Here is a 14606-nt window from a genome sequence, read left to right on the forward strand (position 1 = left end):
TCTGACGTGCCTTACCAGCCGCGGTTGGCGTAGCGCTCGGTCTCGGGCAGGGTGTCGCAGTTGATGCCGACCATGGCCTCGCCCAGGTTGCGGGAGGCGTCCGCGATGATCTTCGGGTCGTCGTAGAAGGTGGTCGCCTTCACGATGGCGGCGGCGCGCTTGGCCGGGTCGCCGGACTTGAAGATGCCGGAGCCGACGAAGACGCCCTCGGCGCCGAGCTGACGCATCAGGGCGGCGTCGGCCGGGGTGGCCACACCACCGGCGGAGAAGAGCACCACCGGGAGCTTGCCCAGCTCGGCGACCTCCCTGACCAGCTCGTACGGGGCGCGCAGCTCCTTGGCGGCGGCGTACAGCTCGTTGTTGTCGAAGCCGCGCAGCTTGGCGATCTCGTTCTTGATCTGGCGCAGGTGACGCACGGCCTCGACGACGTTGCCGGTGCCGGCCTCGCCCTTGGAGCGGATCATCGCGGCGCCCTCGGCGATGCGGCGCAGGGCCTCGCCCAGGTTGGTGGCACCACAGACGAAGGGGGTGGTGAACGCCCACTTGTCGGAGTGGTTGACCTCGTCGGCCGGAGTGAGGACCTCGGACTCGTCGATGTAGTCGACGCCGAGGGACTGCAGGACCTGGGCCTCGACGATGTGGCCGATGCGGGACTTGGCCATGACCGGGATGGAGACGGCGTCGATGATGCCCTCGATCATGTCCGGGTCGGACATGCGGGCGACGCCGCCGTCCTTGCGGATGTCGGCGGGGACCCGCTCCAGGGCCATGACGGCGACGGCGCCCGCGTCCTCGGCGATCTTGGCCTGCTCCGGCGTGACGACGTCCATGATCACGCCGCCCTTGAGCTGCTCGGCCATGCCGCGCTTCACACGCGCGGTGCCGGTCTCGGGGGTCTGGTTTTCGGAGAGCGTGCTGGACACGGGGTGACCTCACTGAATGGAAGAGGGTTTCTGCAGACACCGAGGAAACGCGAGGGGACCAGGCCACAGCAAGGGCCAATGGTGACCCGGTGGATCGTTTTCCGGCCGAGGGCCGCCCGTACGGCCGCGGCCGTACGGCCACTGCGGCCGCGGCCATCGGCCTAGGCGGCCCGGTCCGCCAGGGCCGTCGGCGGCTCGTCGTCCATCTCGAAGGCCAGCGGGAAGGGGGCGTGTCCGGCCAGCCGGAACCAGCGCACCTTGCGGTGCTCCCGCAGCCTGCGGGCCGCCCCCACCGCGTCGTTGTGGAAGCGCCGGGCCATCGGGACCCGACGTACGGCCTCCGTGAGCTCGCGGGCCGCCGCCTCTCCGCCGGGCGCCTCGCGCACCGCCTCCACCGGCTGGGGATCCGCGAAGACCGCCCGCAGCGCCTGGCTCAGTTCGCTCTCGGCGACCTCCCGTTGCTCCTCCTCGGCCTGCCGGGCGGCGTGCGCGGCCTCGTACAGCACGATCGAGGCGGCCGGGTCGAGCACCCCTGAGGTGGCCAGTTCCTGGATCACGGAGGCCCGGCGCAGCAGTTGTGCGTCCAGGGCGGCACGGGCGGCGTCGATCCGGGCGTGCAGCCGGTCCAGCCGCCCCGCCGTCCAGCTGAGGTACAGGCCGATCGCGACGAGGACGACGAGGATCCAGATGAGGGTTGCGGTCACGGGCGGCAAGGCTACCGGGGCGCTCCGCCGGGGTGGCCGTGGGTTGTGCGGGGCGTTGGTGCCGACCTCGCCGGGGGCTGCCGCCCCCAGACCCCCGCTTCGGCCTGAACGGCCTCGTCCTCAAGCGCCGGACGGGCTGAGTGCACCGGACCTGGGCTGAAAGGGGCCGTCCTCAGTCCCTTGCCAGGCCGAACCGCCCCCGCAGCCCCGGCGGTGTGCGGTCGTCGTCCGCCGCCACCGCGGCCGCTCCGGCCGTCACCGTCTCGTACACCGACAGGATGTCCGCGCCGACCGTCGACCAGTCGAACCGCCGTACGTGCGCGCTCCCCCGTTCCCGCAGCTCGGCCCGTCTCTGGGGGTCCCCCAGCAGCCGTACCGCCGCCGCGGCCAGCGCGTCCGCGTCCTCGTTGGCGAACAGTTCGCCCGCCGCGCCCTGGTCGAGCACCTGGGCGAAGGCGTCGAGGTCGGAGGCGAGTACGGGGGCGCCCGCGGACATGGCCTCGACGAGGATGATCCCGAAGCTCTCGCCGCCGGTGTTGGGCGCCACGTAGAGGTCGACGCTGCGCAGGAAGCGGGCCTTGTCCTCGTCGCTGATCATGCCGAGGAACTCCACGCGGGGGCGCAGTTCGGCGGGGAGGGACTCCACGGCCTCCTCCTCGTCTCCGCGCCCGGCGACGAGGAGCCGGGCCCGGGGGCGCTCGGCGAGGATTTTGGGCAGGGCCCTCATCAGGACGGGCAGGCCCTTGCGGGGCTCATCGATGCGGCCGATGAAGCCGATGGTCTCGCCCTGCCACTCGGACCTGGGCTCGGCCTCGGCGAAGAAGCCGACGTCCACTCCGTTGGGGATGACGACCGCGTCGCCGCCGAGGTGCTCGACCAGGGTGCGGCGGGCGTACTCGCTCACCGCGATCCGCGCGTTGATCTTCTCCAGCGCCGCCTGGAGGATGGCGTACGCGGCGATCATGGCGCGCGAGCGCGGGTTGGAGGTGTGGAACGTGGCCACGATCGGTCCCTGGGCCGCCCAGCAGGTCAGCAGGCCGAGGGACGGCGACGTCGGCTCGTGGATGTGGATCACGTCGAACTTGCCGTCGTGCAGCCAGCGCCGCACCCGCGCGGCACTCAGGAAGCCGAAGTTCAGGCGGGCGACGGAGCCGTTGTACGGCACCGGCACGGCACGGCCCGCGGAGACGACGTACGGCGGGAGCGGGGTGTCGTCGTCGGCGGGCGCGAGGACGGACACCTCGTGGCCGAGGCGGATGAAGTAAGCGGCGAGGTCGCGGATGTGGAACTGGACGCCGCCCGGGACGTCCCAGGAGTACGGGCAGACGATGCCGATTCTCACGCGGGCCCCTTCTCGGGGTCGAGATCAGCGAGCCACAAGCGCTGGAGCATGTGCCAGTCCTCCGGATGGTCGGCGATCCCCGTGGCGAAGGCGTCTGCCAGCGCCTGTGTCATGACAGACGTCTTCTCGGCCCGCGTACCTGCCTCGGGTACCTCGATCGGGGCATGCACGCGACCTCGCATGACGGGCGAGTCGTCGTACCAGAGCGTGACGGGAAGCAGGAGCGCCCCCGTCTGCTGGGCGAGAAGGGCGGGCCCCGCGGGCATCCGGGCCGTCGCGCCGAAGAACTTCACCTCGACGCCCGAGGCGGACAGGTCACGGTCGGCGACCAGACAGACCAGGCCGCCGGCGCGCAGCCGCTGGGCCAGCGTGCCGAAGGCGGTGCCGCCGCTGTGCGGGAGGACCTCCATGCCCAGGCCCTCGCGGTAGGCGACGAAGCGGTCGTACAGGGTCTCCGGCTTCAGCCGCTCGGCGACCGTCGTGAAGGGCGTCTGGAGCTTGGTGGTGACCCAGGCGCCGGCCAGGTCCCAGTTGGCCAGGTGCGGCAGCGCGAGGATCACGCCACGGTCGGAGGCGAGACCGTCCGTCAGGTGGTGCACGTCCTTGACTTCAAAGCCGCCCCTGACCCGCTCGGCGCTCCAGGCCGGGAGCCGGAAGGACTCCATCCAGTAGCGCAGGTAGGAGCGCATGCCCGCGCGGGACAGCTCGGCGAGGCGCTGAGGGGTGGCGCCGGGCACCACGCGCGCGTAGTTGCTCTCCAGCCGTCGTACGCCCTTGCCGCGCCGCTTCCAGACGAGGTCCGCGATGGACTGGCCGAGCCGTGCGGCGAGCGGTTCGGGGAGCTTCTTGACCACGCCCCAGCCGACGCCGTACAGGGCGTCGGTGAGCCGATCCTTCGCACTCACTTCGCTGCCTCACTCCCCTGGGAGGCGTTCTCCTGGGAGCTGTTCTCCTGAGCCTGGGCATTCTCCTGAGCCTGGGCATTCTCCTGGGCGGGGGCGTTCTCCTGGGCCGGCGCGTTCTCCTGGGCGGCCGCCGCGGCCTCCGCCTCCGCCGACTCGCGACGGACCGTGACGACCCGCTGGATCAGCGTGACCAGGCTGCCGACGGCCACGATCCACAGGGCGACCGGCAGCAGGTACTGGATGCCGGGTACCCCGAACTTGTGCAGGCCCGCGAACCCGGCGGCGACCAGCGAGACCACCAGCCGCTCGGCACGCTCGACGAGCCCGTTGACGGCGACCGGCAGTCCGATCGACTCGCCGCGCGCCTTGGTGTACGACACCACCTGACCGCTGGCCAGGCAGAAGATCGAGACGGCGCACAGGATGTTGTCGTTCCCGCCGCCCGCGTACCAGAGGGCGAAGCCGCCGAAGATGGCGCTGTCGGCGACCCGGTCGAGCGTGGAGTCCAGGAACGCGCCCCAGCGGCTGGAGCGGCCGAGCTGGCGGGCCATGTTTCCGTCGACCAGGTCGGAGAACACGAAGAGCGTGATCACGACCGTGCCCCAGAAGAACTCGCCCCTGGGGTAGAAGACCAGTGCCCCCGCGATGACTCCGGCGGTGCCGATGAGCGTGACCGCGTCGGGGCTGACGCCCCGCCGGATGAGAAACGCGGCGAACGGTGTGAGGACACGCGTGAAGAATGCACGCGCGTACTTGTTCAGCATGGCCTTCCCGACGGTCGGTGTCGCCGGTCGGCCCCTGCTGGCCCCCGGCTGGCCCATCGTAGTCACGCGCCCGCCCATGCGACCGTCGGGCACCCGCGCCCCCGGGTCACGGCCTGACGGCATCCGGGTCACGGCGCGATCGCTTCCTTCGTATGGACGCACCGTGACGACAGTGGAAAGCTCGAAGGACCGCGGGCGTCACCGGAGCCGCCAATCGCTGGGGGCACCTCCCAGGCGGAGCCTGGGGGAGGATCCGTATGTCCGCGCCCACAGTGACCTCACCGTGCACGGGAGGCAGGACCATGGGCGACAAGGCGAACGCACATCCCGGAGCCGCCGGCAGGGCTACGGCGGCCGACCATCCCGCGTCCGTACGGAATGTGGTGCTGGTCGGCCACAGCGGATCGGGCAAGACGACTCTGGTGGAGGCTCTCGCGCTCACGGCGGGAGCGGTGAACCGGGCGGGTCGCGTGGAGGACGGCGGCACCGTCTCCGACTACGACGACATCGAGCACCGCCAGCAGCGGTCGGTGCAGCTGTCCCTGGTGCCCGTCGAATGGGACGGCATCAAGATCAATCTGCTCGACACCCCCGGATACGCCGACTTCGTCGGTGAGCTCAGGGCCGGTCTGCGCGCCGCGGACGCGGCCCTTTTCGTCGTCTCGGCGTCGGACGGCGTGGACGGCTCGACCCGCATGGTGTGGGAGGAGTGCGCGGCCGTCGGCATGCCCCGCGCGATCGTCGTCACGCACCTGGAGTCCGCGCGGGCGGACTTCGAGGAGATGACACGGATCTGCGCCGAGGCCTTCGGCGGCGACGACCCCGACGCCGTGCTGCCCCTGTACCTGCCGCTGCGCGCACCGCAGGGGCCCGACGGGCACGCGCCCGTGACCGGCCTGACCGGGCTCCTGTCGCAGAAGCTGTTCGACTACTCGTCCGGCGAGCGCAAGGATTCCGAACCCGGCGAGGACCAGCTGCCGGGCATCGAGGAGGCCCGTAACCGGCTCATCGAGGGGATCATCGCCGAGAGCGAGGACGAGACCCTGATGGACCGCTACCTCGGCGGCGAGCAGATCGACTTCAAGTCGCTCGTGGAGGACCTGGAGCGGGCCGTCGCGCGCGGCACCTTCTTCCCGGTCCTGGCCGCCGCCCCCGCGGTTGACGGCGCCCGCCAGGGCCTCGGCACGGTCGAGGTGCTCGAACTGGTCACCAGGGGCTTCCCGACCCCGCTGGAGCGCGAGGCACCCCAGGTCACCACGGTCGACGGCAGGCCGCGCGAGCTGAAGCTCTGCGACCCGGCGGGGCCGCTCGTCGCGGAGGTCGTGAAGACCTCCTCCGACCCGTACGTCGGCCGCGTCTCCCTCGTCCGCGTCTTCTCCGGCACCCTGCACCCCGACGAGACGGTCCACGTCTCCGGGCACGGTCTCGCCGACCGCGGCCACGAGGACCACGACGTCGACGAACGCATCGGCGCCCTGTCCGCGCCCTTCGGCAAGCAGCAGCGGCCGCTGACGCACTGCATCGCGGGCGACCTGGCGTGCGTGGCGAAACTGGGCCGCGCGGAGACCGGCGACACCCTCTCCGGCAAGGACGACCCGCTCCTCATGGAACCCTGGCAGATGCCCGACCCGCTGCTGCCGCTCGCCATCCAGGCGCACAGCAAGCCGGACGAGGACAAGCTCTCGCAGGGCCTGAGCCGACTGGTCGCCGAGGACCCGACGATGCGGCTCGAACAGAACCAGCACACCCACCAGGTGGTTCTGTGGTGCCTGGGCGAGGCGCATGCGGACGTCGCCCTGGAACGGCTGCGCAGTCGCTACGGCGTCCAGGTCGACGTCGTCCCGCACAAGGTGTCCCTCCGGGAGACGTTCGCGGGCCGGTCCACCGGGCGCGGCCGGCACGTCAAGCAGTCCGGCGGGCACGGCCAGTACGCCATCTGCGAGATCGAGGTGGAGCCACTGCCGGGCGGCTCGGGCATCGAGTTCGTGGACAAGGTCGTCGGCGGCGCGGTGCCCCGGCAGTTCATCCCGTCGGTCGAGAAGGGCGTAAGGACCCAGGCGGCCAGGGGAGTTGCCGCGGGACACCCGCTGGTCGATGTGCGGATCACGCTGCTGGACGGCAAGGCGCACTCCGTGGACTCCTCCGACGCCGCGTTCCAGACGGCCGGCGCGCTGGCCCTGCGGGAGGCCGCGACCGACGCGAGGATCCATCTGCTGGAGCCTGTCGCCGAGGTGAGCGTCCTCGTCGGGGACGACTACGTGGGCGCCGTGATGAGCGACCTGTCCGGGCGGCGCGGCCGGGTGCTCGGCACCGAGCAGACGAGCGGCGGCCGCACCCTCGTCCGCGCCGAGGTGCCCGAGATCGAGATCGGCCGGTACGCCGTCGACCTGCGCTCCCTCTCCCACGGCACCGCCCGCTTCCACCGCGCGTACGCACGGCACGAGCCGATGCCCCCGCAGATCGCCGAGAGGCTCCGCGACGACGCACGCGCGGCCTCGTAGAGGAGGAGATCAGCAGCGCGCGCCCCTCGTTGTAAAGGGGCGCGCGCCGCCGCGCAGTTGGCGCCCGGCGCGCGCAAGTCGCCCGCGGGGAACGCTCCCTTCCGTCTCTGTGGACGGCTTGGACCGCCCGCAGACGGATGTCGGTGCCTGCGGATACGCTGATGACCTGATCAACAGGTGTGCGAAGCACGGAAGTCGGGAAGGCCGCAGGAGCGAGCATGGCGGCGATCGGGGGCGGTAATGACCGTTGACGGCGGTTACGGGGACATCTTCGGACCTCAGGTGCCGCGTACGGGCGACGAGGGGCAGACGGCGACGTTCGCGCTGGCCTCGGCGGCCTACCGGGACGGCCCCGTCGAGGAGATCAAGAAGGCCGACAACGAGTGGCACCAGTCGGCCGTGAGCACGGGCCGCAAGTGGGCCTCGATCTTCCGGCCCAACCTCGGCGAGGCCTTCTCGGGCGCGGTGGTGGGCCGGATGCTGGGCGGTGGCCGCAAGCCGCTCATCCAGTCCTTCGGCACCGAACCCCAGGTGGTCGTCGAGCACTGTCTCGCCGCCAACAACATCCGCCGGGACCGCGACAACAGGCTCATCGTCGTCATGGTGCTGTGCGGGCTGCTGTTCCTGCCCGGATTCCTCGTCTGGCTGCTCGTCTTCACCGCGCGGACCCAGATCGACCGGCGTGACGACAAGCGGGCCTCCGCGCTCGGCACCACCCTGCTCGTCGCCGTCGGCGCACTCGCCGTGCTCTTCCTGCTCAAGATGCCGTTCACCGGCTTCTGGGCCTGGTATGCGCGCGCGTCCGTCGTCCTGCCCGTCATCGGCTGGTTCTGGGCCCGCCAGATCTGCGAGCGCACCGCCAGGGACCTGCGCGGGCGCTGGGACAGCCTCCTGTCGGGCAGCAGCGTCGGCGCCAAGGTCCCCGAGGCCGTGCCCACCGGCCCCCGCGAGACCGCCGCCGAGCAGCTGCGTCAGTCCCTCGCCAAACTCAGCGCCGAGCAGCAGTCCAACTCCGTCTTCTACGCCGGCCCCAAGGGCATACTCGGCATGGGCACCCGCTGGGGCGCCTGGCAGCTCGCCGAGGACCTGGTGCCGGCCGACCCCACCCGGGAGATCCACCCCTTCCGCAGCTGGGACGTCGTGCGCTCCATCCACGACCAACTGCGCATGCTGGAACGCGGCCCGCTGAACACCGGCGGTTTCCCCAAGGCCTCGATACGGCACTGGGTCGTCACGCCGATCGGAGAGGGCGCGACGGCGGTCTCCCGCCCGGAGGGCACCGACGTCGAGGCCTACCAGGTCAAGTCGCACGCCATACAGGACATCTGCAACAAGCAGCAGTTCGGCGCCGGCGACCGCCACTACCTGGGCGTGCAGTGGACGCTGTGGGACGGCCAGCTCGTCATCACCATGATGATCACGGTGACCGTGCTGCACGCGACCCTGCGCATCGAGGTCACCGGTCACGCGCTGGGCCCGGTGAACTCCTTGTTCACCACCAAGCCGGAGGCGCCGACCAGGGAGGTCGCCAAACAGCTGAAGCCGTGGGAGAACCGCACGATCAAGCTTCCGCTGGTCAGCACCAACGAGGTGGTGCGCCTGGCCGTCCGCGCGCCGCTCACCTGGTACCCGCCGCTGCTGAACTGGCTCGGTGGCTCCATAGGTCTGCCCGAGCCGTTCGGCCTGCGGCACGCCTGGGCCGATCAGCCCTGGCGGCACCGCTTCATGGCCGACGACGCCCTGCGCGCCGCGACGCCCGTGCTGCGGGTCGTGCACTCGGCGGCGATCAAGGTGCTGGAGGAGAACGGCGTGAACACCGAGAAGTTCGGCACGCGCTCGGCCTTCCTCAGCACGGCGGTGCAGGACGTGTCGCCCAGGAAGGCCGACCTGTACGACGCGTGACGCCCTCTGCGGGGAGCGTTACGCGGGCCAGGCCTCCGCCAGCATCTTGCGGGTGTCCGCGAGCAGCTGCGGAAGCACCCGCGTGTGACCGACGACCGGCATGAAGTTCGTGTCGCCGCCCCACCGCGGGACGATGTGCTGGTGGAGGTGGGCGGCGATGCCCGCACCGGCCACCGCGCCCTGGTTCATGCCGATGTTGAACCCGTGGGCGCCGGAGGCCGTGCGCAGGGCCGTCATCGCCTGCTTGGTCAGCTCCGCGAGCTCCGTGGTCTCCGCCGCGGTCAGATCGGTGTAGTCGGCGACGTGGCGGTACGGCACGGTCATCAGGTGACCGCCGTTGTAGGGGTACAGGTTCAGGACCGCGTACACCTGCTCACCGCGCCTGACGACCAGCCCGTCCTCGTCGGACTTGGCCGGGATGGAGCAGAAGGGGCAGCCGTCGTCGGCGCCCGGGCCGGTCGGCTTGTTCTCGCCCTGGATGTAGGCCATCCGATGGGGCGTCCACAGACGCTGGAACGCGTCCTGGGTCCCCACTCCCCACTGCTGTTCCGGCTCACTCGTCATGCGTGCAGCATATGGCTTCGCCCATTCGCGACGTGTCGCCGGGGCTCGGCGGGTGATGCCGTACGCGGGGACGCGAAGAGGCCCCCGGGGAGGTGAACTCCCCGAGGGCCCCGGAAACGCGGTTGATCAGATCTGCGTCCGCTCCTCGACGACCTTCGCGATCTTCTCGATGGCCTCGTCGAACGGGATGCCGTTCTCCTGCGAGCCGTCGCGGTAGCGGAAGGACACCGAACCGCCCGACATGTCCTCGTCGCCCGCGATGACCATGAAGGGCACCTTCTGCTTCTGGGCGTTGCGGATCTTCTTCTGCATGCGGTCGGAGGAGGAGTCCACCTCGACGCGCAGGCCCTTCTTCTTCGCCGCGGCCGCGAACTTCTCCAGGTACTCGACGTGCCCGTCGCCGATCGGGATGCCGATCGCCTGGACCGGCGCCAGCCACGCCGGGAAGGCGCCCGCGTAGTGCTCCAGGAGCACAGCGAAGAAGCGCTCGATGGAGCCGAACAGCGCGCGGTGGATCATGACCGGGCGCTGCTTGGAGCCGTCCGCGGACGTGTACTCGAGGTCGAAGCGCTCCGGCAGGTTGAAGTCGAGCTGGATGGTCGACATCTGCCAGGTGCGGCCGATCGCGTCCTTGGTCTGGACGGAGATCTTCGGGCCGTAGAAGGCGGCGCCGCCCGGGTCCGGGACCAGCGGCAGGCCCTGCTTCTCGGCGACCTGGCGCAGCGTCTCGGTCGCCTCCTCCCAGGCCTCGTCCGAGCCGACGAACTTCTCCGGGTCCTTGGTGGACAGTTCCAGGTAGAAGTCGGTCAGGCCGTAGTCGCGCAGCAGGCCGAGGACGAAGGTGAGCGTCTTGTCGAGCTCCTCCGACATCTGCTCACGCGTGCAGTAGATGTGCGCGTCGTCCTGCGTGAAGCCGCGGGCCCGGGTCAGGCCGTGCACGACGCCGGACTTCTCGTACCGGTACACGGTCCCGAACTCGAAGAGGCGCAGCGGCAGTTCACGGTACGAGCGGCCGCGCGCGTCGAAGATCAGGTTGTGCATCGGGCAGTTCATGGGCTTGAGGTAGTAGTCCACGCCCTCGTCGAGCTGCATGGGCGGGTACATGCCGTCGGCGTACCAGTCCAGGTGGCCCGAGGTCTCGAAGAGCTTCCCCTTCGTCGCGTGCGGGGTGTAGACGAACTCGTAGCCCTCCTCCTCGTGGCGACGCCGCGAGTAGTCCTCCATGACCCGGCGGATGATGCCGCCCTTGGGGTGGAAGACCGCGAGGCCGGAACCGATCTGCTCCGGGACGGAGAACAGGTCGAGCTCGGAGCCCAGCTTGCGGTGGTCGCGCTTCTCGGCCTCGGCGAGGAAGTCCAGGTGCGCCTTCAGCTCGTCCTTGGTCGGCCAGGCGGTGCCGTAGATGCGCTGGAGCATCGGGTTCTTCTCGCTGCCGCGCCAGTAGGCGGCCGCGTTGCGCATCAGCTTGAACGCCGGGATGTTGCGGGTGGAGGGCAGGTGGGGACCGCGGCAGAGGTCCTTCCAGCACAGGTCGCCGGTCTTGGCGTCCAGGTTGTCGTAGATCGTCAGCTCACCGGCGCCGACCTCGACGTCCGCGCCGTCGTCCGAGGAGGCCGAGCCCTTGAGGCCGATCAGCTCCAGCTTGTACGGCTCGCCCGCGAGCTCCTCGCGGGCGGCGTCGTCGGTGACGACCCGGCGTGCGAACTTCTGGCCCCGCTTCTGGATCTCCTGCATCTTCTTCTCGATGGCCTTGAGATCCTCGGGCGTGAACGGCTTCTCCACGTCGAAGTCGTAGTAGAAGCCGTCCTTGACCGGCGGGCCGATGCCCAGCTTGGCCTCGGGGAAGAGCTCCTGCACGGCCTGCGCCATGACGTGCGCGGTGGAGTGGCGCAGGATGTTCAGGCCGTCCTCGGAGGAGATCTCGACGCCCTCGACCTCGTCACCTTCGGAGACCACGTGCTGCAGGTCCTTCAGCTCACCGGCCACTCGCGCGGCGATGATCGAGCGCTCACCGGCGAAGAGGTCGGCGGCCGTGGTGCCCGTCGTCACCGTGCGCTCTTCCCGCTCGGAATCGCGTTGGATGATCACACGGACGTCTGACACCGGTCTCTCCTGACTGAAGGTGGAAGCGCACCCTGAACGTATTGCGTACGCAATAGGCGATCGTACCGACCCCGGACCACCCTCCGCGAAATCACTCCCCTCCGCAGGCCTCCTCGAAGAAGGCCGCGATCTCCGAGTTCTCCTGGACCGACTTCATCAGCCGGTCCCGCTCCGCCTCGTCCACCTGCACCGGTACGACCCCGGTGACGCCGGTGAGCCTGCGGAAGCCGCCCCTGCGCTCCAGCCGCCCCTGCACGCGCACCGGCAGCCCGACGAGGTGGGCGTGGCCGGCGATCCGGTACGCCTCCTCGTCGAGGGTCAGGCGTATGTACGGCACCTCGGCCCCGGCAAGCACCCGCAGCCGTACGGAGCCCTCACCGCGGGGCCCCGACCTGCGCATCCGTACCACCGTGCCCGTGATCCGCACCGGCACGGACGGCTCGTCGCGCAGATAGCGGGCCCCGGCCTCGCGCAGCACGGGGAGGTCGCCGGGTGAGAACTCGACGGGGTCGGCGGTGGCCGCGCAGTCCTCGGGGACGCCGGCGGCGGGCGCCCACTCGACGGCGATCCGGGCGCCCTCGGTGCCGCGCACGAGGGCGATGAGCGCGTCGGTGAGCTCGCGGCTGACGCCGGCCTCGACGGCGCCGTCGAAGGCGTCCATGGCGCCGGTGGCCCGCTGGTAGTCGACGGCCTCGCGGGCCGCGTAGAGGGCCTGCTGGAGGCGGACGGCGAGCGGGCGCCCGGTGTCGACGGGCACGAGGGCGGTCAGGCGGCGGCCGCCGGCCGCGGACCCGACGAGGACGTCGTCCAGCATGGCGGCGGCGGAGCGCCGGTGGCGGGCGCCGTAGTAGCCCGCACGCGCGCGGGTGGCGAGCGCCCCGGCGAGCAGCATCTGGCGGGCGGCGGCGCGCAGTTGTTCCTCGACGGTCCAGGGCGCGGCGCCGGCGGGGCCGTCCGGCGCGTCCCGCCACCAGTGGATCTCGTCGCTCGGCACGGACAGCGCGACGAGCACCTCGCGCGCGGAGGGCGTGCCACTGCGGGACAGGGCGAGGAGTGCCTCGCCGAGCAGGTCGTCGCTGTCGGGGAAAGCGCGGCTCTCGGGCACGAGGAGGCTGGTGCCGCTGTTGCCGGGCCCGGGCGGGGTCCAGCGGCCGTAGCGTCCGGCGGCGCCGCCGCGTCGCTGCCAGCCGTGGCGGTGGAGCAGGGTGCTCAGGACGGCGGGGTCGACCTCGCCGGGCTCGGGGGGACGGTGCCACTGGTCCTCGTCGGGGTGCCGGCGGACCGGCCACAGCGGTTCGTCGACCGGGCGGTGGGTCATGGTCTGCCTCCCGTCCCGGCCCGCGTCATGATCTCGCACAGCGCCCGGTCGTCGAAGATGCGTGAGGTCGGTATCCGCACGGTGGTCCGGTGCCGGCCGGTGATCGGGTGTCCGGCGAGGTTGATCCAGTAGCAGCAGTGGCGGAGGTCGAGCCGGTCGTGGCCGGCGCGCAGCCACTGGTCCTGGGACCGGGGGACGATCATCACGACAAGGATCTTGTGCACGGAGACCGGGGTGCGGGCGAGCTTCCTGAGGTGGTCGTTGTCGAGCGTGAAGGAGAAGAAGCGGCGAGTAGAGAGGGGCGGGGCCGCAGGTCCCTCGGTTGAGGGTGGTGGTGGGAGACGGGCGGGCGGGTTCGGCGGGATCTGGTAGGTGCACTTCAGCTGCACCTTGATGGTGACCTCGTCGTCGACCGTGTGTCCGGGCGCGCTGTGGCTGACGTGCCAGTCGATGCCGTTGTCCGGGAACGGCTGGGACAGCGAGCATCCCGCGGCCGCCGCGACGGCGTGCAGGTAGCCCACCTGAAGTGTCTCCATGCAGGCGGTGGTGGCGAGTGTGCCGCGATGAGGGCCCATGCTCTCGGGCAGCAGCCCGCCCCGCTCGGGCTGCGCTATCGCCATGACGGAACAGCCTTTCCAGCCGGATGAATCCCCGAGCCGGGCCGCTGAACTGCAAAGACCCGTACTCCTGTTGTGTCCTTCCGGCGTACGGCGCAAACAGCCCGGGTATCACCAAACAGGCAGAAGACGGTGCGTCAGCTGCCGTGGCTGAACGAGGGGTTGGTGTTGGTATGACGTGCTGGTACGAAGGCCCATTGGCCGCGTTCGACACGGAGACGACAGGCGTGGACGTCGAGACCGACCGGATCGTGTCGGCTGCCCTGGTCGTCCAGGATGCCGCGGGCACCCGGCCTCGGGTGAGCCGCTGGCTGGTGAATCCGGGTGTGCCGGTGCCCGCCGAGGCGACGGCGGTGCACGGGCTGACGGAGGATCATCTGCACCGCAACGGCCGCTGGCCCGCGCCGGTGATGTACGAGATAGCCGAGCTGCTGGCCGAACAGGCCACCGCGGGCCGCCCGCTGGTGGTGATGAACGCGCCGTTCGACCTGACGCTCCTGGACCGCGAGTTGCGTCGGCACCGGGCTTCGTCGCTGAGCCACTGGTTCGAGGCGTCGCCGCTGCTGGTGCTGGACCCGCGGGTGCTGGACAAGCACCTGGACCGGTACCGCAAGGGCCGCCGCACGCTCACCGATCTGTGCGCGCACTACGAGGTCACCCTCGACGAGGCGCACGACGCGGCCGCGGACGCGAAGGCCGCGATGGACGTCGTGCGTGCGGTGGCCCGGCGCTTCGCGGCCCGGCTGGAACGTCTCTCCCCCGCCGAGTTGCACACCCTTCAGGCGGTGTGGCACGCGGCGCAGGCACGCGGCCTTCAGGCGTGGTTCGCGCGCAGCGGCACGGAGGAGACGGTGGACCCGTCGTGGCCGTTGCGCGGGGAACTGCCGGCGGCGGCGTAGGAACGAGCACCGCGCGGCAGCGGTGCCCCGGGCCGCGGGTCACCACGGGCCCCCCTCCGCCGGC

At 71.0% G+C, this 14606-nt stretch carries 12 protein-coding genes; 3 read left to right on the forward strand and 9 right to left on the reverse strand.

What is annotated here, in order from left to right:
- Positions 1-11: 11 nt before the first annotated feature.
- The 5 genes from pdxS to pgsA form a co-directional block, all read right to left on the reverse strand.
- On the reverse strand, positions 12-923 hold the full coding sequence (gene pdxS, locus ACFYWX_RS20470; protein ID WP_389425470.1) for a pyridoxal 5'-phosphate synthase lyase subunit PdxS: 912 nt from the start codon (positions 921-923) through the stop codon (positions 12-14).
- Between the two features lie 161 nt (positions 924-1084).
- Positions 1085-1627, reverse strand: coding sequence for a hypothetical protein (locus tag ACFYWX_RS20475; protein ID WP_389425471.1), 543 nt, complete (start codon positions 1625-1627; stop codon positions 1085-1087).
- Positions 1628-1799: 172 nt separating this feature from the next.
- Entirely contained in the window at positions 1800-2969 is a 1170-nt protein-coding gene (locus ACFYWX_RS20480; protein ID WP_389425472.1) for a glycosyltransferase family 4 protein, read from the reverse strand.
- Positions 2966-3874, reverse strand: coding sequence for a phosphatidylinositol mannoside acyltransferase (locus tag ACFYWX_RS20485; RefSeq protein WP_389425473.1), 909 nt, complete (start codon positions 3872-3874; stop codon positions 2966-2968). Before ACFYWX_RS20485 ends, ACFYWX_RS20480 begins: the two co-directional genes overlap by 4 nt.
- The gene (gene pgsA / locus ACFYWX_RS20490) at positions 3871-4695 is read right to left on the reverse strand and encodes a phosphatidylinositol phosphate synthase (protein ID WP_389425671.1); all 825 of its coding nucleotides are present in this window, start codon (positions 4693-4695) and stop codon (positions 3871-3873) included. The genes ACFYWX_RS20485 and pgsA overlap by 4 nt, the downstream gene beginning before the upstream one ends.
- Before the next feature lie 245 nt (positions 4696-4940).
- Between pgsA and ACFYWX_RS20495 the strand changes: the two genes are divergently transcribed.
- Together ACFYWX_RS20495 and ACFYWX_RS20500 are read left to right on the forward strand one after the other, a co-directional pair.
- Complete coding sequence (locus ACFYWX_RS20495; RefSeq protein WP_389425474.1) at positions 4941-7139, forward strand: elongation factor G-like protein EF-G2; 2199 nt, start codon at positions 4941-4943, stop codon at positions 7137-7139.
- 240 nt (positions 7140-7379) lie between these two features.
- The gene (locus ACFYWX_RS20500) at positions 7380-9041 is read left to right on the forward strand and encodes a hypothetical protein (protein WP_389425475.1); all 1662 of its coding nucleotides are present in this window, start codon (positions 7380-7382) and stop codon (positions 9039-9041) included.
- Positions 9042-9059: 18 nt separating this feature from the next.
- On the opposite strand, the gene ACFYWX_RS20505 is transcribed toward ACFYWX_RS20500, so the two are convergent.
- From ACFYWX_RS20505 to ACFYWX_RS20520, 4 genes are all read right to left on the reverse strand, one after another.
- The gene (locus ACFYWX_RS20505) at positions 9060-9605 is read right to left on the reverse strand and encodes an HIT family protein (RefSeq protein ID WP_389425476.1); all 546 of its coding nucleotides are present in this window, start codon (positions 9603-9605) and stop codon (positions 9060-9062) included.
- 126 nt (positions 9606-9731) lie between these two features.
- Positions 9732-11708: a threonine--tRNA ligase gene (thrS, locus tag ACFYWX_RS20510; RefSeq protein WP_389425477.1), complete on the reverse strand. Its 1977-nt coding sequence runs from the start codon at positions 11706-11708 to the stop codon at positions 9732-9734.
- Positions 11709-11799: 91 nt separating this feature from the next.
- Positions 11800-13026 carry a hypothetical protein gene (locus ACFYWX_RS20515; RefSeq protein ID WP_389425478.1) on the reverse strand — a complete coding sequence of 409 codons (1227 nt, stop codon included), beginning with the start codon at positions 13024-13026 and terminating at the stop codon, positions 11800-11802.
- Positions 13023-13646, reverse strand: a complete 624-nt coding sequence (locus ACFYWX_RS20520; protein WP_389425479.1) for a DUF4365 domain-containing protein — start codon at positions 13644-13646, stop codon at positions 13023-13025. Before ACFYWX_RS20520 ends, ACFYWX_RS20515 begins: the two co-directional genes overlap by 4 nt.
- Positions 13647-13816: 170 nt before the next feature.
- On the opposite strand from ACFYWX_RS20520, the gene ACFYWX_RS20525 reads away from it, so the two are divergent.
- Positions 13817-14542 (forward strand): exonuclease domain-containing protein, encoded by a 726-nt coding sequence (locus ACFYWX_RS20525; protein WP_389425480.1) that lies wholly within the window; start codon positions 13817-13819, stop codon positions 14540-14542.
- Positions 14543-14606 lie beyond the last annotated feature (64 nt).

The sequence above is a fragment of the Streptomyces sp. NPDC002888 genome (genome assembly GCF_042888465.1).
In the GTDB taxonomy this organism is placed as follows: domain Bacteria; phylum Actinomycetota; class Actinomycetes; order Streptomycetales; family Streptomycetaceae; genus Streptomyces.